Source organism: Pediococcus parvulus, from assembly GCF_964063155.1.
GTDB classification, from domain to species: domain Bacteria; phylum Bacillota; class Bacilli; order Lactobacillales; family Lactobacillaceae; genus Pediococcus; species Pediococcus parvulus.
Map to the genome: position 1 here is coordinate 1,559,088 of NZ_OZ061292.1, position 19,885 is coordinate 1,578,972.

At 40.1% G+C, this 19,885-nt stretch carries 23 protein-coding genes and 1 other annotated feature; of the genes, 7 read left to right on the forward strand and 16 right to left on the reverse strand.

Annotated elements, in window-relative coordinates; all coding sequences use genetic code 11:
- The first annotated feature begins 39 nt into the window (after window positions 1-39).
- Complete coding sequence (locus AB3217_RS07865; RefSeq protein ID WP_068805360.1) at window positions 40-501, forward strand: phage tail protein; 462 nt, start codon at window positions 40-42, stop codon at window positions 499-501.
- A gap of 56 nt (window positions 502-557) precedes the next feature.
- On the opposite strand, the gene AB3217_RS07870 is transcribed toward AB3217_RS07865, so the two are convergent.
- The 10 genes from AB3217_RS07870 to AB3217_RS07915 all read right to left on the reverse strand — a co-directional run bounded on the left by AB3217_RS07870 (window position 558) and on the right by AB3217_RS07915 (window position 9,042).
- Window positions 558-1,238: a phosphatase PAP2 family protein gene (locus tag AB3217_RS07870; RefSeq protein ID WP_057784776.1), complete on the reverse strand. Its 681-nt coding sequence runs from the start codon at window positions 1,236-1,238 to the stop codon at window positions 558-560.
- Window positions 1,239-1,251: 13 nt separating this feature from the next.
- Window positions 1,252-1,917, reverse strand: a complete 666-nt coding sequence (locus AB3217_RS07875; RefSeq protein WP_057784781.1) for an HD domain-containing protein — start codon at window positions 1,915-1,917, stop codon at window positions 1,252-1,254.
- A 1-nt stretch (window position 1,918) separates the two neighbouring features.
- Window positions 1,919-3,466, reverse strand: a complete 1,548-nt coding sequence (gene rny / locus AB3217_RS07880; protein WP_057784777.1) for a ribonuclease Y — start codon at window positions 3,464-3,466, stop codon at window positions 1,919-1,921.
- Window positions 3,467-3,928: 462 nt separating this feature from the next.
- Window positions 3,929-4,918 (reverse strand): Gfo/Idh/MocA family protein, encoded by a 990-nt coding sequence (locus tag AB3217_RS07885; protein WP_057784778.1) that lies wholly within the window; start codon window positions 4,916-4,918, stop codon window positions 3,929-3,931.
- A gap of 17 nt (window positions 4,919-4,935) precedes the next feature.
- Window positions 4,936-5,379 carry a hypothetical protein gene (locus AB3217_RS07890; protein WP_057784779.1) on the reverse strand — a complete coding sequence of 148 codons (444 nt, stop codon included), beginning with the start codon at window positions 5,377-5,379 and terminating at the stop codon, window positions 4,936-4,938.
- Window positions 5,380-5,541: 162 nt separating this feature from the next.
- Window positions 5,542-6,141, reverse strand: coding sequence for a GNAT family N-acetyltransferase (locus AB3217_RS07895; protein WP_057785054.1), 600 nt, complete (start codon window positions 6,139-6,141; stop codon window positions 5,542-5,544).
- Window positions 6,142-6,220: 79 nt separating this feature from the next.
- Window positions 6,221-6,778 (reverse strand): NUDIX hydrolase, encoded by a 558-nt coding sequence (locus AB3217_RS07900; RefSeq protein ID WP_057785055.1) that lies wholly within the window; start codon window positions 6,776-6,778, stop codon window positions 6,221-6,223.
- A complete protein-coding gene (locus tag AB3217_RS07905) occupies window positions 6,771-7,649 on the reverse strand; it encodes an RluA family pseudouridine synthase (protein ID WP_367365933.1) in 879 nt (292 codons plus the stop codon). Before AB3217_RS07905 ends, AB3217_RS07900 begins: the two co-directional genes overlap by 8 nt.
- Complete coding sequence (locus AB3217_RS07910; RefSeq protein ID WP_367365934.1) at window positions 7,646-8,293, reverse strand: TMEM175 family protein; 648 nt, start codon at window positions 8,291-8,293, stop codon at window positions 7,646-7,648. Before AB3217_RS07910 ends, AB3217_RS07905 begins: the two co-directional genes overlap by 4 nt.
- 179 nt (window positions 8,294-8,472) lie before the next feature.
- A complete protein-coding gene (locus tag AB3217_RS07915; RefSeq protein WP_367365935.1) occupies window positions 8,473-9,042 on the reverse strand; it encodes a hypothetical protein in 570 nt (189 codons plus the stop codon).
- 197 nt (window positions 9,043-9,239) lie between these two features.
- On the opposite strand from AB3217_RS07915, the gene AB3217_RS07920 reads away from it, so the two are divergent.
- Both AB3217_RS07920 and brnQ read left to right on the forward strand, forming a co-directional pair.
- Window positions 9,240-9,386: a hypothetical protein gene (locus AB3217_RS07920; RefSeq protein ID WP_164481576.1), complete on the forward strand. Its 147-nt coding sequence runs from the start codon at window positions 9,240-9,242 to the stop codon at window positions 9,384-9,386.
- Window positions 9,387-9,529: 143 nt separating this feature from the next.
- Window positions 9,530-9,761, forward strand: a binding site (T-box leader).
- Window positions 9,762-9,845: 84 nt separating this feature from the next.
- Window positions 9,846-11,225 (forward strand): branched-chain amino acid transport system II carrier protein, encoded by a 1,380-nt coding sequence (brnQ, locus tag AB3217_RS07925; RefSeq protein ID WP_367365936.1) that lies wholly within the window; start codon window positions 9,846-9,848, stop codon window positions 11,223-11,225.
- Between the two features lie 445 nt (window positions 11,226-11,670).
- On the opposite strand, the gene rpsN is transcribed toward brnQ, so the two are convergent.
- Together rpsN and AB3217_RS07935 are read right to left on the reverse strand one after the other, a co-directional pair.
- The gene (gene rpsN / locus AB3217_RS07930) at window positions 11,671-11,940 is read right to left on the reverse strand and encodes a 30S ribosomal protein S14 (protein WP_260267823.1); all 270 of its coding nucleotides are present in this window, start codon (window positions 11,938-11,940) and stop codon (window positions 11,671-11,673) included.
- A complete protein-coding gene (locus AB3217_RS07935) occupies window positions 11,941-12,063 on the reverse strand; it encodes a putative metal homeostasis protein (RefSeq protein ID WP_186806983.1) in 123 nt (40 codons plus the stop codon).
- Window positions 12,064-12,234: 171 nt separating this feature from the next.
- Between AB3217_RS07935 and AB3217_RS07940 the strand changes: the two genes are divergently transcribed.
- The gene (locus AB3217_RS07940) at window positions 12,235-12,582 is read left to right on the forward strand and encodes a PadR family transcriptional regulator (protein ID WP_057785021.1); all 348 of its coding nucleotides are present in this window, start codon (window positions 12,235-12,237) and stop codon (window positions 12,580-12,582) included.
- A complete protein-coding gene (locus AB3217_RS07945) occupies window positions 12,569-13,879 on the forward strand; it encodes a DUF4097 family beta strand repeat-containing protein (RefSeq protein WP_367365937.1) in 1,311 nt (436 codons plus the stop codon). The genes AB3217_RS07940 and AB3217_RS07945 overlap by 14 nt, the downstream gene beginning before the upstream one ends.
- 89 nt (window positions 13,880-13,968) lie before the next feature.
- Here the strand turns inward: AB3217_RS07945 and recQ are convergent, their stop codons facing one another.
- The gene (gene recQ / locus AB3217_RS07950; RefSeq protein WP_367365938.1) at window positions 13,969-15,753 is read right to left on the reverse strand and encodes a DNA helicase RecQ; all 1,785 of its coding nucleotides are present in this window, start codon (window positions 15,751-15,753) and stop codon (window positions 13,969-13,971) included.
- A 168-nt stretch (window positions 15,754-15,921) separates the two neighbouring features.
- On the opposite strand from recQ, the gene AB3217_RS07955 reads away from it, so the two are divergent.
- Window positions 15,922-16,311: a hypothetical protein gene (locus AB3217_RS07955; RefSeq protein WP_057784606.1), complete on the forward strand. Its 390-nt coding sequence runs from the start codon at window positions 15,922-15,924 to the stop codon at window positions 16,309-16,311.
- Window positions 16,312-16,326: 15 nt separating this feature from the next.
- Here AB3217_RS07955 and AB3217_RS07960 read toward each other — a convergent pair whose 3' ends face one another.
- The gene (locus AB3217_RS07960) at window positions 16,327-16,878 is read right to left on the reverse strand and encodes a histidine phosphatase family protein (RefSeq protein ID WP_367366132.1); all 552 of its coding nucleotides are present in this window, start codon (window positions 16,876-16,878) and stop codon (window positions 16,327-16,329) included.
- Window positions 16,879-16,970: 92 nt separating this feature from the next.
- On the opposite strand from AB3217_RS07960, the gene AB3217_RS07965 reads away from it, so the two are divergent.
- On the forward strand, window positions 16,971-18,041 hold the full coding sequence (locus AB3217_RS07965; protein ID WP_367365490.1) for an IS30 family transposase: 1,071 nt from the start codon (window positions 16,971-16,973) through the stop codon (window positions 18,039-18,041).
- 238 nt (window positions 18,042-18,279) lie between these two features.
- Here AB3217_RS07965 and AB3217_RS07970 read toward each other — a convergent pair whose 3' ends face one another.
- Together AB3217_RS07970 and AB3217_RS07975 are read right to left on the reverse strand one after the other, a co-directional pair.
- Window positions 18,280-19,521, reverse strand: a complete 1,242-nt coding sequence (locus tag AB3217_RS07970; RefSeq protein ID WP_367365939.1) for an LPXTG cell wall anchor domain-containing protein — start codon at window positions 19,519-19,521, stop codon at window positions 18,280-18,282.
- 89 nt (window positions 19,522-19,610) lie between these two features.
- Window positions 19,611-19,853: a hypothetical protein gene (locus AB3217_RS07975; protein ID WP_057784603.1), complete on the reverse strand. Its 243-nt coding sequence runs from the start codon at window positions 19,851-19,853 to the stop codon at window positions 19,611-19,613.
- Between the last annotated feature and the right edge of the window lie 32 nt (window positions 19,854-19,885).

Genomic DNA, 19,885 nt, shown 5'->3' on the forward strand with positions numbered 1-19,885 from the left:
TACTATGGGTACGTAAATATAGAAATGAGGTAACCCCAAGTGGTTTACAAAGTTGATTTCAAGGAAGTTTCCACCGTTGGATTAGAAAGCTCACCAGTTGCACCTGCTTTAGCGGGTTTACGTGCAAACGAAGCTCGATATTATTGGAATAAATATAAACACGTTTTTACCACCGTTCCCGCTAATGAAGATCCTGATACCCTTGTCTGGATTGAAAAAATTTTATCAGAACGAGACATGCACTTTGCTGCTACACCTTTAGAAGTCACCCATTTTGAAGTTGAAGGGATCAAAATGGCCTATGTTTTTTACGAAAATGGACTAGTCGTTAATGTCATGTACAGTATTGCTGATGACGGAAAACGAGCTGTGGGTTTTAAACTCTCTGAAGGTATGGATGTTCCTAAAGAATTTGAGGGCAAGTTCAAGTTTGCCCATCAAAAATCCAAACTGGCAGGCGTTATTCGTGGCTCATTCTTCGTCATTAAAGGCAACTACTAACGAAAAAATAGAGCAGGCAAAAACATAGTTTTTGCCTGCTCTTAAATTACAGATTTTTAATGTTGACTGTGTCTTCCCTCAGACCTAGGTTCTACAACCTTCGCTACAAAGTTATACAACAATTTATACAACCAGCGGGCAATTGCTAACCAAGCCACCGCTAAGAAGAATGCCCCAAATACATCAGAAGGATAATGTGCGCCAAGGTAAATTCGTGAATACATCACCAGAACAACCCAGATGATAAGCCCAATTTGACTCACCTTTTGAATGGTTGTCGAGCGGATTTGGCTGACAAAGAACCACAGGATAAAGAAAACAATGATGACAGCCCCAAAGGTATGACCACTTGGAAAACTATAACCACTTTCTGGAATAATTTGATTCCATCTTGGTCGGGCGCGTTGCACAATTTCTTTAAATATGTACGCAACGACGTCCCCTCCGCCAATCGTGGCTAACGTCCAAATAGCATCTACTCGCAAACGCATAAACCATAAAATAGCCGCAATGATCACCGCATAAACAATCGCAAATGACGGTTCTGCAATCTTGGAAACAAGTGTCATTAATGTTGTTTCAAATTCAGGTAACGAGTCTTGCACAATGCCAATGATACCCGTATCTAGTTTTAACAGTAAGGCAGAATTTGCCTTAATTGCCAACAACAATAAAACGAAAATTAATCCCGACATCCACGCGTATCTAGTCGAAATTGAGTTTTGATTTTTTAACATAATCTACTCCAAATCATTTATTTTGATTCCATTCTGCTTTGAACTCGTCTAAAAAATCCGTCAAAACAGTCGTTCTTTGATCCGCAATCTGCTTTGCGGCATCAGTATTCATTAACCCAGCCAATTTCAACAATTTTTCATAAAAGTGATTAATCACAGTTTCATTTTGGCGGTATTGTGCATGTGTCATTTTGTCTCGCGGAGCAATTTTGGGATCATACATCACGTGCCCGTGAGCACCACCATAATAAAATACCCGTCCAATTCCAATTGCGCCGATGGCATCCAAACGATCAGAATCTTGAACTATTTGACCCTCTAACTTCAACTTATAATGATGCTCAAGATTCTTAGAAAACGACATGTGGGTAATAATATCAAAAATGGCCTCAATTCGATCAGTCCTAACTTTTTGATCTTGTAAAAACTGCTTCACTTCCGCCTCAGCAGTCGCCTGATTGTCCACAATTTTTTCATCAATGACATCATGCAATTCTGAGCTTGCCAAAACGATAAACAAATCGGTTGCTTCAGTTTCGGAAGCCAACCGTTTGGCCATTTTGACGACCCGTTGAATGTGTGCATAATCATGTCCTGTTCTATCATCATTTAACTTAGAAAACACAAATTGGTCAATAGCTTCCAACGTTGCTTGTTCTTCGTTTGTCAAATTTTTCATTTCACCCCGCATACTCTACAACCTGTAATTTACGTACGACCGTTACTTTTACCTGTCCAGGATAGGTAACTTCTTGTTCAATTTGATCTTTCACATTTCCAGCAAGTTTTTCGATACTCTTATCAGAAGTTTGATTAGGTTTGACGATCACTCGTAATTCCCGTCCTGCTTGAATAGCATAGCTTTCCTGTACGCCAGGATATTTATTTGCAATGCCCTCTAAACTAGAAATTCGTTGCAAATAATCAGCAGCAGATTCACTACGAGCACCCTGACGAGATCCAGAAATTGCATCGGCAGCAGCTACTAAATCAGAAATCACATATTTAGCTTCGACATCCCCATGATGAGAGGCAATGGCATTAATCACAACGGGATCTTCGTGGTATTTGGTAGCGAGTTCTACCCCTAATTCCACATGGGTAGCTTCCACATCCCGGTCAATTGATTTACCAATATCATGTAAGAGACCCGCACGTTTAGCCAAATCCACATCTTCACCCAATTCTGCAGCAAACACGCCTGCTAGATTAGCAGCTTCAATAGAATGATCCAAAATATTCTGGCCATAACTCGTTCGGAAATGCATTCGACCAATAAATTTGATCAAATCTGGATGAATATTTTTAATGTTTAATTCATTAATTGCTTGTTCGCCAAACCCGCGGATCAGCTCATCCACGGTTCGAACGGTTTGGTTCACAATTTGTTCCACAATGTCTGGATTAATGCGGTTAGCTTGAATAATCTGGGTCATTGCCCGTTTTGCAATTTCACGACGTAAAGGATCATATCCGTCTAAAGTAATTAACCGTTGTTGATCATCAATATTGATATCAATTCCGGTTAACGCCTCTAAAGCTCGCACATTTTGACCAGCATTCCCAATGATTTTGCCTAACGCCTCATTGGACGGCACATCCATCGTTCGGTTGGATGGAAAAATATGCGAACGAATACCACTGTGCTCAATTGCATGGGCAATTAAATTTTTAGCTTCTTTTTCACTACTGCTTTGATACTCAGCCTCCGCATTGCGAACTGTGCGTTTGCCTTCTTCTTTCAGATCACGTTTTGTTTCGTCCAAAATGTAATCTTGCGCCTTATCGTGACTCATTTCCGCAACATCCTGCAAAGTATCTTCACGTTTTGTGATTAGCTCTGCTGCTTGTGCGCGGACATCCTTTAATTCTTGACGATTCTCTTTAACAGTTTCTTGCTTACTCTTAAATGTATCAAACCGTCGATTTAAAAGATCTTCTTTTTCTTTTAAAACCTGGTCACGTTGATCAAGCCAATTTGACTTGCGTTCATTGTCTTGGACGTCAGTCGTAATTTCTTGGTCAATTGATTCTTGGTAAGCAAGCGTTTCTCGTTTGCCCTTATTTAAGGCTCGTTTTGCTTCGACTTTCCCCGCTTTTTCGGCATCATTCAGAATTTGTTGCGCCTGTTCGTGAGCCAAGCGTAACTGTCGTTGGTGTTCAACTTTTCGAATTTCAAAACCAATTGCAATGGCAATCACTAAAGCAACTATACTCACAACAAACATCTGAAATCCCTCCTTTTAGTTATCGTTAAATTCACACCTATCATTATATCACAATGTTTTTACCCGCCACTTTGATTTTTCGTTAACGTTTTAATAAATTATCAGACTTATTGTAGCCAAAACAAAAAGCACCTTTCAAGAACCTGCTCAACTTGAAAAGTGCCTGGGGATAGATCTAAACGCCAATCTAAAAACTTAAAGTTTCAAGGTACATATTGTTTCAATTACGATTCCTTATGCTTTCTAGGATTCAGTAGGAAGCATAGTCAAAGCGTATTTGTACGCGTCTAATTAAAAAATCTTTCACAAAACTTTTTTCTTAAAAACGTTGCAACATGATAAGCATCAGCCCATCCAAAAAATCGACCGATATTGCAGGTATTGCTTGGCACTTAGATCGAACCCTACCCCAGTCAACAGCGTATCATCTTTAAAACCAACTCACAAGTAAAAAGCCATAAGTTAACGAATCTTTTTCATTTGATCCGGATACCATTGATGATAAAGGCGATCAATAATCTTCATGGTTGCTAAGGTAACGGTAGGACACATCACATCACTTGACTGTTCTCCTTGCAAAATTTGCTCAGAAACATGGTTGAATTCATATACGAACTCACTATTTTGAGGATGTGTTATTTGTTGAATCTTTTTACCAACCTTTAGTTCATAGGAGTCAGTTTTCCAGTAATTTGGTACCATCAACGATCCCTCGGTTCCCCAAAAAGTCATTTGACTAGGCACTTGTTCACTTAGCGTTGTCATGAAAATACTAGCCAATTGACCCGAACCCAACTTGAGGTTCAGCTGCGTTTGATCATCTGCCTGTACACCTACTCGACTAACCTGGCCTTGATAATCCGTAATCTCAGTTTGTAAAACTAATTGCAGATATTCCAAACTATATGATGCGCTTCCGTAAAAGGCACCACCGCCTACCGTTACATCATGAAACCACGGAATTTTTTCTATCCCAGGGTGTGATTCTTGAACGGTAATGGCGCAAATTTTACCAATAGCCTGTTTATTTAGTAATTGGTCGCGTACCTGTAACGTAATTGGCAAAAAGGCAGCCTTTTGACCCTCCATTAGAAAACACCCTTGTTTTTTAGCCAGCGCAAAAAGCTCTTTTGCCTGCACATAAGTTAGCGTAAATGGTTTTTCCAGCAACACGTTTTTATGGTGTTGTAAAGCTAATTTGGCACCGGAATAATGGCCTGCGTTCCATAATGGCACATAAATAACATCCACATTGTCATCTTCGCAAAGTTCTACATAGCTACCATATGCTTGTGGAATGTTGAATTGATCTGCAGCCTGTTTCGCCTTTGCCAAACTCCGTGCAGCAATCGCAACCACTTCACTATTGGGCGATTCATGAATGCCTGCCACAATCCGTGGCACAATGGAAGCTGCCCCCATAATGCCATACCGAACAACTTTTTGATTCATCTAGATTGCCTCAAAGATTAGTCTTTTTTATCTTCTGACTCGTTGCCTTCATCAATCATGCGCCATTCACCTTCGCCAGCTTTGGAAATATCATTCACAAAACCAGTGACCATCTGTGCCCGATCCATATCTTTTTCTGCCAACACGTTCAAGCCTTTACCAGTTGTCATTGGTAAACCAAGTTCAAACTGTTCGGTTTGCATTTTTCCTTCCGCAAAAGCCACAACCCAGTCTTTTGTATCAATTTGGGTGTATAAGAAGAATAGAGAATAATCGTCTGCTAAATAAGCTGGAACTGCCCAAACATTTTCACCAACTTCTTGCATGTCGTTGCCATTGAAATTATATTCACTGGCATTTTTCTTAGAAATACCGTGATTCAAAACCATTAACATTTGTTCAAATTTTTTGTCGCCTAAAGCTAATTCAACTTCTTGGTACTCATCATTATCTTTACTCAATTTGTTTACCTCATTTTTAATTTTATTGTCTTCCTTGATTTTATAATAAAACCGGCGTAAAAGATACCAAGAGACTTACAAAGACCAGAAAGAATTACGTACTATTAAAAAACCGAATCCAGAAAACTAGATTCGGTTACCTCATTTTATTAATTTTAATTTCTAAGCGAAAACAGGTTGTGTTGTCACAATTGGTTTTTGCATATGATCATACATATGATCGCCAATCCTTTTTGTCCCAACTTTCTTAAAGCCATGTCTTGCATACAATCGCTTGGCATTCGGATTTTTGAAATCCACATTTAGCCCAATAATTGTATCCCCATCTTGACGCACAAACTCTGGCAAGGAGCGCAACAATCGGCCACCAATACCTTGGCCTTGATAATTTGGATCAACCGCAATGGAATCAAGGTACCACTCATTTTTAAAGGCTTCTAAATCAGGATCCAGCACATCACCATCAAAAATATTTGCCTTGAGGGTAATTCGGTCAATAATTGCATCCAGATCTTCTTCATACTGATCAGGATAGCCAAATGCAACACCCACGACTTTACCAGTTGTTTGATCCTCCGCTACAATTGTTGTAGCCTTTTCACCGGTATAGGCGTCAGTTTGGTATGCGCGTTGTAACACCCGCATCCAGACAGGGTCGGGGACATCATCCAGCTCATCTAACTCCATTTCATCATAAATAATATTAATCAATGGGGCTATCTGGCCGGCATCATCTTTATCAGCTTCACGTATAATTATCACAAAAATCCTCCTTTAATCTAATTAATAGGTTACGGGAAGACCATCAAAATGTAAAGTAGTTTGCAAATATGAAAAATGTCTATTTATTCTTACAAAACATTTCATAGTAACCAACAGCCGCAATGGCTTGTGAGGAACGGATTCTACCTTGCGCAATTAATTGTTTCAAGTGACTATAACGAATCAGTTGACTATTCACAAACTCGTCACTGTCGAAGTGTTGAGATTCTGTTTTTTGAGGTTCAATTTGCGCCAAAATTAGCGTTACCTTTTCGGTGGAAAATCCCGCTGATACCGTTGAAGTCGTCATAATTTCAGTTTTCGTAGTTTGATACCCAGTTTCTTCAATTAATTCCCGTTTAGCAGCCTGCAAAGGCGTTTCTCCTTCATTAATCAAGCCTGCAGGTAATGACAAACTTTCTGCGTTAACCCCAACTCGATATTCCGTATTTAATAAAACATGTTGGTTGGGTGTAAATGCCAAAATTGTGACGGTGGAACCATGTAAAATGACGTCCCGATCTATCGTTAAGCCATCTGGAGTCTTAATTTTTTGTTGGCTTAACGTGAAAATTGGTCCTTTATAGATTTGCTTTGAATCCAGGATTTTTCCTGGCAATCCTTCATTTTTAAACATTTTTCAAATTCTCCATATCTTCAGGAATTGCAACTTTGAATTCATGCTTCTGCTCTGTCAACGGATCCACAAATTTTAAAGAAGTAGCGTGCAAGGCTTGTCGAGAAATTCCCATCTCCATGGGACCATCATACAGTTGATCACCTAACAAAGGATGTCCTAAACTCGCAAAATGGACCCGAATCTGATGTGTCCGACCAGTTAACAACTCTGCTTCAACTAACGCATAGTCGCCATATTGACGTAACACTTGAAAACGTGTTTTTGCTTGTTGACCTTCAGGATTAACTTCTCGATGAATACCATCTTCGGATCTTACAATTGGTTTATCAATTATTCCCTTCTTTTCTGCCATTGTCCCGCTGACAAATGCCCAGTACTTTTTTTCAATTTTATGATTTTCAATTTGAGGAGCTAAAACACTGACCGCCAAACGATTCTTTGCAATTAGCATCACTCCACTTGTATCGCGGTCTAGACGGGTAATGACATGCGGAATTAAATCTTTACTGCCGTTATTCTTTAAATGCCCTTTAACGCGATTTACAACAGTGTCTTCTCGATTGCTGGGGCCCGGAACAGATGTTAAACCAGCTGGTTTATTAATCACTAACCAGTTTTCATCTTCAAACACAATTTCAAGTGGTTCGAAACTGAATGGAACTTCAGGATCCGATTTTTCCTTTGGTAACTGCAAATTTAATTTTTCCCCAGCCTCCAGGGTGTCAGTTGTACTAACTTTATGACCTTCAATTCTCATCGTGCCTTCGTGCTTGGCACTACTAATCAGGCGGTGACTAAATCCCTTTGACTTCAAAAAAACTCTAATTTTCATTGATTCATCAGTTGTGTTTTGCAAATTAATAATCATTTATATTCTCCATTGTTGGCTTCTCTTATGCTTTTTTGCATTGACTTACTTAATCGCAGGTAAGCGACAAAATGATAGCCGACACCTGCTAAAAGTAAAAATGCACCTAGCCAAATTGAGAAGAAAGTTGCGACAATTGCGGCACCATAGATTAAAACGCTACGAACCGGATCATATTTAATGGCCTGATAAAAAGTGGGTTGATCACTTTTCATCCGTGTCATTTCTGGATGATTGCGCACATACGTGTACAGCCAGGCAAACGTGAATGAAATAAACAACGCGACTATATCGTAATACACAAACGCCACCTGCATATCAGTGCGATTTTGCGAAATTAATGTGTTAGCCACCAATGCGGTTGGGTAGTCGATCAAGGTTACAGAAAACAGCATCACCAAATTAATGACATTCAACCCCGTATTGGTTTCCTTTAGCGTTTGGAAAAAATCGTGATGAAAAAGCCAGATCGTGCCAACATACAAAAAAGAAACAATGTACGCAAACATTGTCGGCCATTGTTGTAGCACGGCCATCAGTAAGCTACCCGCATGATAGTCTGGAACTTTAAAATCCAACACCAAAATCGTGATCAGAATTGCATAAACCCCATCACTAAAAGCTTGCATACGATCAATTTTCATAAGCTATAACCGCTTCCCTCCTTTATTCCACCTGTTTCATACTAAATTATTATAACCTGCTTTTAAAACGACTGCGACTTTTAATTATCGATAATTCATTTACTGGGTTCAGATTATCTAAATTAAACAAAAAGAACCCAGCTTATTAGGCTAGATTCTTTCCATCCGAAAAAATTATTTTACTCTCCGTATGACCCAAAGCTTTTGTGTACGCTATTTCTCTTGAAGAAGCGGGCATAATGGGTTGTCCGTTTTGATACGGATAACCGTTCATACTTTGCTTTCGATTGGCAATTCAACATAATCGCAATCAACTCATCATTGCTAACATGATTGGCCATTCGTGCCACTTTAACCGTTTGGCGATCCCAACTTGCTATCTGTGACTGATCGGTTTCATTCACAATTTCTGTCAAAAAACCGAGATTACTTACCAAATTACCTTGATCATTTAAATCACGTTCTTTAAACCACCGTAACACCTGAATACCATCACTCGAAAGTTCAGCCGGCGCATGTTCAATTTTAGCAATTTCATTGAGAAACTCATCATTTGTCATCTTCATTAGCGCTCGGGCCACATTTACTGTCCGTTCGTCATAATGTTTGGCGACAGCCTTCTTGTCTTCCAGGGCACCCATGACCCGATTCAAATAACCGAAAGTGACAAATAAATTTTCCGGTTGCGTTTGGTGGGCCTTGAGTTGTTTTTCAATCCAGTTAACAAAACGTTGCTGTCTTTTAATCATAAATGACTCCCTTCATGGTTTGTTTAAGTTGTTACCAATCATACCGATAAAATGTTGCAGCAACGTTACTAAAGATTAAAAGAGTGATTAATAAATCCTTACGTTCATGTATTAGTTTATATTTTCATAAAATACATTTGCATTTTAGGGGCATTTAAGATTACAATAGTAATAACTTATTTTTTAGGAGGAACATTATGCGATCACCATATAACTCATTCGCAAAACGCCGTCCAGTTGCTGGTAAGCGCGAACGTCGCCGTCGTCAAGCACGAATCGTTGCTATCCAACGTTTCGCTAAAGGCAAGACTGAAGAAATTGTAGATACACCAAAAGTTAAATAATCGGCTTTTTGCCATTAAAAAAATTCAATCACTTTTTAAGTGATTGAATTTTTTATTTACATTTCATTTCAATAAATTTCTAAACTGGTCTTGACAAGAGTTATTTATTAGAGTAAATTAAGTTCATATTATAAATTAATGAGAAAAAAGCTGTGAAAAGAAAGTATGGAAATCATTCATTGCAAAGCGAGCGTCGTTTGGTGAAAGGACGTCAAAGGATTTTTCCAGAACATCATCTTTGAGCGATGCCTACGAAATTTGAGTAAGCATTGGGTGCTCCCATTACAGAGCTAGAGTATGATTGCGTACTCGAAAAGGCAGAATCAGTGATGGTTCTGTAAACAAAGGTGGTAACACGTTTATAACGTCCTTGTCAGAATAATTACTCTGATGAGGACGTTTTTATTTTCTTTTAGTTTTTTCTCATAAGATTTAAATCTTATGAAGGAGGGACATTTTATGGAAGAAAGAAAATTAACGAAAAAAGACTATGTGGTGGTAAGTTCTATGCTATTTGCTTTATTTTTTGGGGCAGGAAATTTAATTTTTCCGCTTCATTTAGGCCAGTTGGCTGGTGCGAACTGGTTACCTGCCGCACTTGGTTTCTTAGTAACCGGGGTCTTGTTACCACTTTTATCAGTTCTAGCAATCAGTATTACCCATTCAGAAGGCGTTTACGACGTAGGTAAACCTTTAGGCCCTGTATTTGCCTTAGTCTTCATGGTTTTAATTCATGGCACAATTGGTCCTTTATTTGGAACCCCACGGACTGCCACTGTTTCTTACACAGTTGGCGTTGCTCCACTCGTGCCAGCCCACTTGCAGACTTTAGGATTAGTTGTTTTCTCCGCCGTTTTCTTTGCACTTGCCTATTTTCTTTCAGTAGAACAAAGCAAAATTGTTTCCAATGTCGGTAAATTACTAAACCCAGTCTTCTTAGTTTTACTTGTCTTTGTCTTCTTCCTAGGCTTCAGCCATCCGCTCGGCTCAACTGCTAGCCAAGCTGTCACAACCGCCTATAAAACCGGTGCTTTCACAAACGGATTTTTGCAAGGCTACAACACGATGGATGCTTTAGCGGGCTTGGCTTTTGGGGTAACTGTGGTCACGGCCGTCAAATTCATGGGTAAGAAAAATGCGAACAGCATCGCCTTTGTCACTGCCCGCGCCGGTCTTTTCTCCATGGGGTTTGAAGCGATCATCTACTTAGCTTTAATTTTGTTAGGTGCAATGTCGCTTGGTAAATTTGCCGTTAGCGCCAATGGTGGCGTTGCTTTTGATCAAATTGTTAACCACTACTTAGGTGTCGTCGGTCAATCAATCTTAGCCGCCTTAATCACTTTAACTTGTTTAACGACTGCCATTGGGTTGGTTGCCGCATTTGCTCAAGATTTTCACAAACATTTTCCAAAGATCAGCTACAAAACTTGGTTGGCCTTCACCAGTGCCGCATCGTTTTTAACTGCTAACTTAGGTTTGAATCAAATCATTGCTTGGTCAACACCTGTTTTGATGTTCTTGTATCCCTTGGCCATGGCTTTGATCTTACTTTCCGTCTTTTCACCACTGTTCCATCGCGACCCGGTTGTTTATAAGTTCGTTGTTACTTTTACCGTTGTCCCAGCATTATTTGACATGATGGCTGCGTTTCCTCCAGTTGTCAGCCAAAGCGGTCTTGGAAAAGCAATGGCTAGTTTTCAACAATCCTATCTTCCCTTTGCTCAATACGGTATGGACTGGGTAGTTCCTGCTTTAGTTGGCATGGTTCTCGGCGTTGGTTGTTACCTTGTCAAACGCCATGTTAGTCTCGGTAAAGTTCCTGAACAAAATCAACAATAAGTTTTTCCCCTTTAGGTAAAACAAAACACGCATTCTCAATGTTTTGATCCAGCGTTCTGGATCTACTGGACATTGGGAATGCGTGTTTTTTTGGTACGTTCTTATTTTTAATACTGGACGTTATCCTCTTATACCAAACCACTATTGCTTATTACTTGCTTCTTAAACCATTCTGACATTCTCTTTACCCTTTTAACACCAAACTTTTTTTCTGAAACGTGCTCCAAAAAGCAGACTCTTCCGCTGCCATAATTCTTGCGGTCTGTTTTTCGGCCACAAGAATGGTCAACGTCCGGAGCAAAAAAACTTATTAGCGCTTTGAGCTAATAAGCAACCTCAATAGCGGAGTAGTTAGCCCAACACCAGGGATCGTCCACCCAACCCATGGACAATCCCTGGTGTTATGCTAATGCTCACAGTCTAATCGTCTTTTTCCGCACTTTTTTTACCAGCTTGCCTTTCTTACTCCTGGAATCTGGCCTTCATGCGCCAATTTTCTAAAATTCAATCTCGACAACCCGAATTTTCTCAAATACGCATGCGGTCTCCCATCCAAATGATCCCTTCTATGCATTCTTGTTGGTGACGCATTTCTTGGTAACTTACTTAATCCCTCATAATCATGATTCTTCTTCAACTGCTCGCGCACTTTCGCATACCGCGCCACCGTTGCCTCAATTCTTTGTTCCTTCATAATCTTTGATTTCTTTGCCATCTAACTATTTCCCTTCCTTTGCTTTTTTGCTGCCTTGATTGTCCGGAGCGCAGACTTCCTTGTCTTCAAACTCGGACTCTTCAATCGTCGATAAGCTGTCGCCAAATCCATTGTTTTTGTCATATTTACTTGCTCCTTTTTCTTAATAGTAACGATTACTATTTATACCACATTTCATCCATTTAGCCAATCATTTTGTATTTTTACTATTTTGCACATATTACTTTGACACACACAGTAATATGTGATACATTTTAGACAATCAAAAAAGTTACAAAGGAGGTCCACCAATTTATGCAAATTTCTAAGGATTTAATTCGGGGTAACACTGACACCATTGTCCTTAATCTGCTCAGTCAGCAAGATAGCTACGGTTATCAAGTTGCCAAACAAATTAAATATTTGAGCGATGACGCCTATGAAATTAACGAAGCTACTCTCTACACCGTTTTCCGTCGGCTTGAAAAGCATCAAGACATTGAAAGTTATTGGGGCGATGAAACTCAAGGTGCTCGCCGCAAATACTACCGAATTACTGATAGCGGCCAACAGTTGCTCACCGAGAATGTACAACAATGGGATTTTTCAAAAACGATTATTGAAAAACTAATTAAAGGAAGTATCGACTATGACAAACATTGAAACAAAGGTCCGCACAAAATTAGATCAATTATTTATGAACTATACCCCTTCCACAGAACTCACCGAACTCAAAGAAGAGCTTGTTTCCGACCTCTCCGAAGCTACCAACGATAATGTCGCGGATGGTATGGACGAAGATAAGGCCATTCAAGCGGCGTTTGATCAACTGGGTAATCTCGATGAACTTGTTCAAGAAATTACCAACGAACACAATGCTGATGAAGATGAAGGTCAATCACATGAGGGTCACAATCGCAATAGTGTTCACATTGGCAACCTAGATATTGAAGACGGCAAAGTCCGATTGGGCAACCAAACTTTGGTGGACGGCGATAAAGTTGAAATTGGCAAACTTCTCAAAGTGGATGGCGACAATGTAGATATCGGCGATGGTTTTATCAAAGTGTCTGACGGTGACGTCACGATTAATGGCAAAGCACCTTCCAAGGTATATATGGAATCCTTGCCACTCGTAAATTCACAGGCTTTTCTGATCCAAGATTTGACCAACATCACTATTAACTATAAAAGTGCCTCACTCACAATTAAACAAACTGACGGCGATCAACTAATTGTAAATGAATACATGAGTCGTAATAGCGATCGTTACTATTTACGAAGCAACGTTGCTGATCACGAGCTCACAATCCGTCAGGGTGATCAGCCCCTACTCTGGCATTTGAATACTAAAGTAGAGATCTTAGTGCCATCAACCTACACACAAACTTTGAACGCGGACACAAAAGATGGGCGAATTCGCGTTCAAGACCTGAAAAATGAGCAGCTTAATTTAAATGTGATTTCTCATTCTGGGAGTACTCGTGCCGAAGCAGTCAAAGTTTCCCAGCTCAATATGGAAGCTTTCTCTGGATCAATTCATGGCGAAAACATTCAGGCCACTAAACTAGCTAGTCTTTCACATAGCGGTTCCGTTTCGTTTGATTCGGTTAATGGTTTAATGAATCTTAAATCTAACAGTGGTTCAATCCGTGTGACCCACGGAAATGGTTCCGGAAATTTTCGTACGCACAGTGGTTCTGTCAAGCTTAACTTTGACCATCTTAATGGTGATGTGGCAGCCAATACGCATAGTGGTGCCGTCAAACTGACATTGCCAAACTCTGAAATCTTCAATTTCGAATTAGAGACAAAAAGTGGCCGTGCAAAGGTTGACGGAAATGTCGTTTTTGAACATAGTGGTAATTCTTATCAAACGGGACATGTCGGTGATCGTCCACAATATAAGGTCACTGGTAATACCAATTCTGGTAGTGCTAAATTGACCCTTGAAGATTAAAAAAACAAGTTGAGGAAGATTTCCTCAACTTTTTTTTATTTTTTATAGCCGAAACGCGTTCAAAACTCATGTTCCTTTGAGCTGCCGATTTACTTTTCTGTCGCTTTTTCTAACACGTCACTATCACTCTGCAAAACATCAATAAATTGGCGACCATATTTTTCAAGTTTTTGGCTACCAACACCCTTAACCTCAGCCATTTCACTAAGTGTTTGGGGCATCAACTCACACATGGAACGCAATGTTTTATCAGAGAAAATCACAAACGGTGGCACACCTTGAGCTTCCGCCAATGAACGCCGTAACATCCGTAACTTTGTAAATAATTCACTGTCTTCCAAGATATTAGTTTTAACCGGTGCTGCCATCTTTCTAAATACCTGTTCTTTGCCCTGTAGCACGCGAACACCAGCCGGCGCAATTGACAATACCGGAAACTGGCCGTTCGACGCTTGAAGGTACCCTGAAGCAGCTAAGAAGTCAATTAATTCTGTCAGCTGTTTTTGAGCTTTATTTTTCAGCAAACCATAAGTACTTAGTTCATCAAAGTGGAATTGTTTAATCCGTTGATTCTTTGATCCCGCTAAAACCTGGGCGATCAAAACCTTCCCAAAATTTTCATGCATCCGTTTCACACATGACAGTACTTTTTGGGCTTCTACCGTAATGTCTTGTGAATCGCGCTCATCCAAACAGTTACTGCACTTGCCACAAACGGGCCCATCTTCGCCAAAATAATTCAAGATATACTGCTGCAAACACTGTTGAGTATTTGCATACTGGGTCATATCCTGTAACTTCTGGTATTCACGCCGTTTGTTGATATCGTCCATTTCTGACTGGTCAATGAAAAAGTGCTGAATCTGGACATCATGGAGTTTGAATAATAAAATCACATCACTTGGTAAGCCATCACGCCCTGCCCGGCCAGCTTCTTGATAATAAGCTTCCAAACTGCCAGGCACCTGTGCGTGAATCACAAAGCGCACGTTGCTCTTATCAATTCCCATGCCAAATGCATTGGTAGCCACCATCACTTGTTTGCGATCGTACAAAAAGTCTTCTTGATTTTGGCGACGATCATTCTCCGCCATCCCACCGTGATACATCGTGACACTAACTTTGCGTTTCTTCAGTAATTTCGTTAGTCGTTCTACTTCTTTGCGCGTGCTGGCATAAATGATTCCGGCCGCTGCTTTATTGGCTTTCAAATAATCCAATAAAAACTGGTCACTATTTTGATCCTTAATTACTTGAAAAGACAAATTGTCCCGTGCAAAATCAGTTTTCACTTCATGATCGGCCTCAATATGTAATCGATGCTTGATATCTTGGGCAACCTTAGGCGTCGCTGTGGCCGTCAGTGCCACCGTAACTGGATGAGTGGGTAATTGACCGAGTGTGTCGGTTAAACGCAGGTAGCTGGGCCGAAAATCATGTCCCCACTGTGAAATACAATGCGCTTCATCAACTGCAACTAACGCAATATCCAATTCTTGTAATTGAGCTAAAAAATAACTTGAATCCAATCGTTCGGGCGCAATATATAGGAGTTTTACCTGACCATCGGCGGCCAATTTAAAACGCCGGTTCATTTCCATGTTATCTAAACTACTATTAATAAACGTCGCTGGAATTCCGTTTTCGTTTAAGGCATCTACTTGGTCCTTCATCAGGGCAATCAAAGGAGAGATCACCAAAGTTAGGCCATCAAATAGCATTGCCGGAATTTGGTAGCAAAGCGATTTCCCACCACCAGTGGGCATGATAGCCAAAACGTTTTGATCATTTAAAATATCATTGATGACCTGTTTTTGACCGTCACGAAATGAATCATAGCCAAACTTTTCTTTTAAAATTGTTTCTGGTGTCATACTTTGCCATTCCTTCTCTAAGATCTACCTATCTATCTTAACGGAAATCGAGCTAAAATGAAATGCTGGGCATAACTTTAGTAATTTTCTATTCCAAACGTGACGGAAATCGCGCAAAGAGTTATGATATGTGTACTTACATTAACATTTGAAAAGAGGCTGAATCCCATGTCTGAAGCAGAAACTTCAAAAAAAATTGAAGAATTATCAAAACAAAAAGAAGCTCTAGAAGCTGAAATCATTAAAAATAACCAGATTATTAAAAACCTGTATTCGCGCTTCGAAGTTCTAACCCGCCAAGAAACTGAGCTGTCTAAAAAAATTACTCGTTCTACAAAAGAATATGATCAAGCCAATGCCAATTTAGAAGCTAAAAAGCTTGAGTTACAAAATAAAAACTTGGATCCCCAACAATATATTCATTTACAACAGAAAGTTGCTTCATTGAACGCTGACAAACAAGCGCTTTTGAAAGATTACCAAGAGTTGCGTGACCGTTCTTTAGGCCAACGAATCAGTAACAAACTACCAGAGCGTCACTATCACCCTGAAGATTAATACGTATTTTTTGGTCTAGTTTATGTTTTGAATCACTTCTTCTAGCTTAAATTTTTCATTATCATAAGTGAATTTCAAAATTCCACAATTGGTGAAACGCTGACTCAAGACTTTTTCTGGATTTTCCCAGGTTGCTAAAAAGTTAACACAGGCACCCGCATGCGAAACAGCTAAGACGTTTTGATGATCATTTTTTTGCATAATGCTCGTGAGGGTTTTAACCATTCTTTGCGTGACTTGATCGGTTGATTCACCACCATAAGCCACAAAGAATGTGTTGTAAGCTTCATGCGACTTTGGATTTAAAGCTTCACTTTCGGCTTCAAAGGCACCAAAGTTCATTTCCCGTAAGTCTTTTAACCGTGTGTATGGCATTGTGTGCTTAGTCACAATTTCAAGTGTGTCAGAGGCTCGTTCTGAGGTAGAACAATAAGCGTGATCTAAGTTAATATCGTTAAAATAGTTACTAGCATTTTGGGCCTGTTGAATTCCTTTTGGGGTTAACGGTGAATCACACCAGCCTTGAATCTTTTTACGCACGTTAAATACCGTTTCCCCATCGCGAATTTTATAATCAAGTTAGCCACCTTTTAAAAGTGGCCAAATAAAAGACACCAAGACGAAAAAATCAGGTATCATTGAAGTTCCCACACTAAACAATGAAAGAGGTTTTCGTCTTGGTGCAAGAACAGCTTATCACATCTCACGTAAAGGGTCATCATTTAACTCCAATTGAGCGAGGCAGAATTGCTGGCTTACTTTCTGCAGGCAAATCTGCTCGTCAAATTGCCGCTGAAATTGGTGTCTGTCATCAAACTATTAATAATGAGCTTAAGCGTGGCCGCATTCAACAGGTAAAGAAACTCAATGGTAAAGAACAGTACTTTAACGTTTATGCGCCTGATACGGCCCAAGTTCGGTATCAAACGAATCGACAACGTCATCGACCTCTAAAATTTAAATTTGTTACTAACTTTCTGGCTTACTTTGATGATCATTTCCACCAAGATGATTGGTCACCTGATGCAGCAGTCGGCTTCGCCCACCAACAACATCTGTTTAAGCGTACGGAGATGGTTTGTACGAAAACTCTCTACAACTATATCGATGCGCAATTGTTAGAGATCCGTAATCTTGATTTGGTGGAGAAGGCTAACCGCCGTACTAACCATCACTGGTCAAACAAGCATCGACGTTTAGCTGGTAAAAGTATTGAGGAACGTCCTAAACGTGTCGACAAACGCAAGGAATTCGGCCACTTTGAGATTGATACTGTAGTTGGTAAACGCAGTGGACATGAAAGTGTATTATTGACCTTCACGGAACGTAAAACTCGTTATGATATTGTTCGCTTGATTGAAGGCAAAGATGCTGATTCGGTATCGTATGCACTTAAGGGGATTTGTGCTGAATTTGGTGATCTTATTAAATCTGTTACTGCTGACAATGGAACGGAGTTCACAGCCTTGAATGAAGTCTTAGACGGCGTAGCTGACATCTATTATGCCCATCCGTATAGTTCCTTTGAAAGAGCAACCAATGAAACTCATAACCGCATGATTAGACGATATTTACCTAAGGGACATTCATTAGATACGATTGGTCCCAAGACGGTTTCAATGGTTGAAAGTCGTCTCAACCAATTACCGCGACGTATCTTGAAGTATCAAACCCCAAAAGAAGCTTTTCAAATTGAAGCAGCACGTATTCGTAAAGCATGTAGTGCGTAGCCATTATCTTGACCTTCAATAGATATTCTGACTTGCCCGCAACTTCGCCTGCGGGGTGGCTAACTTGTTCTTGCAATTTCCGACCGTTTCCCCATGGCGCATTAAATATAATGTTTTCGTCATCGTTGTACCTCACTTCATTATTCGATAGTTATTTCCATAAGTTTACTATAGCATTTTATGTACAAAAAAAGCCGATCATTTCTGATCGACTTTTTTGATATTTGATAAGTTTTAATTAGAATTGACGTTTGCGACGTGTGCCGGCTAAGCCGAACAATGCGCCCATTGCACCTAACAAACCAAGAACAGCAACTTGACTGTTTGCTTCGTTTGTTTGTGGCAATGTAGTTGCAGCAGCTGCTTTAGGAGCAGCTTTGCCTGAAGCAGATGTTGATGAAGCAACAACACCACTCTTAGTACTTGCAACGTTAGAGCCAGTGTTTGAACCACCCTTTGTGCTTGTTGGAGCTACAGTAACACCCTTCTTACCAGGTACTGCTGGAACAAAGTCAGTGTGTTCTTTCACACCACCGTTACCTTTAGATTCGCCAGCCTTAGCAACAGCTAAGTTTGCTTCTGCATCAGATAAAGCTTTGTCAGCTGCAGCCAATTTAGCTTCAGCAGCAAGGTTTTCTTTAGCAGTTGTAACTGCAGCAGCAGCAGCATCAGCGTTTGCTTGAGCATCACCGTATACCTTAACGGCATCGTTGTATGTGTTCAAAGCATCTCGTGCTTTAGCTTTAGCAGCAGCTTCTTTAGCTTGTGCAGCAGCAAGGTCTTTGTTAACAATAGTTTCTGTGTTGTTAGCATTGTTCCATGCAACTTCAGCAGCTGTTACAGCATCATTTGCTTTTGTCAAGGCAGTAGCAGTGACATTAACATTCTCGCTAGCCTTATTCTGTGCCTCTTTTGAGAGCTTCAATGCTTTTTCATCAGAAGCAAGTTGATCATAAGCTGTCTGTTGGCCCTGTTGAGCAGAAGTCAAGCCCTTTGTAGCTTCGTCAAGAAGCGCAGAATCAGCAGTTTGCTCTGCTTGAGCATTTAAATATGCTTTCTTTTGAGCATTAAGAATTGCAGCAGTAAGAACGATAGCAGGCTTGTTGTTAGGATTCTTAAGTGCATTATTATATGCTGTAGAAGCTTCTGTATATGCTACTTCTTTAGCATTAACTTGTGCTTCTGCAGCACTTGAAGCACCAACTGCAGTACTATATTTAACTTCAGCATCATTTAATGCAGTATTTGCATCAGATAAAACTGCATTATCTTTTGCATAATTCTTTTCGTTAGCTGTAACTTCAGCATTGACATTAGATAAACTAGTAGCAGCACTGTTTGCGTTTTCTGAAGCTGAGTTCTGTGCAGCTTTAGCTTCAGTATATTGACTTGATGCAGCTGATAAGTTTGCAGCATCTGCAACTGATTCAGCTTTAACATTAGCTGTTTCGTTTGCAGCTGAAGCAGCAGCTGAAGTCAACGGATCAGCAGCTTTCTTTGCATCGTCAACAGTTGTCTTAGCGTCTGAAGCTGTCTTAGCAGAATCAGATGCAGCTGATGTAGCTGATGTTACAGCTGATGAAGCATCAGAAACACCTTGTTGTGCAGCACCCTTGTCAGATGCAGCTGATGTAACCTTGTCTTGTGCAGCTGAAACAGTTGATGCACTTGATTGTGCACTCTAGTTGATGCAGCATTTGCAGGTGCTGTTGTATCAGCATGTACATTTGTTGCAGTTGCAGTACCTAAGCTCAATGCAGCAATTGCGGCACCGGCATATAATACTGACTTAAATGTATTCTTCTTTGTCATATGAAACCCCTCCTGAAAATAATTAACTTATA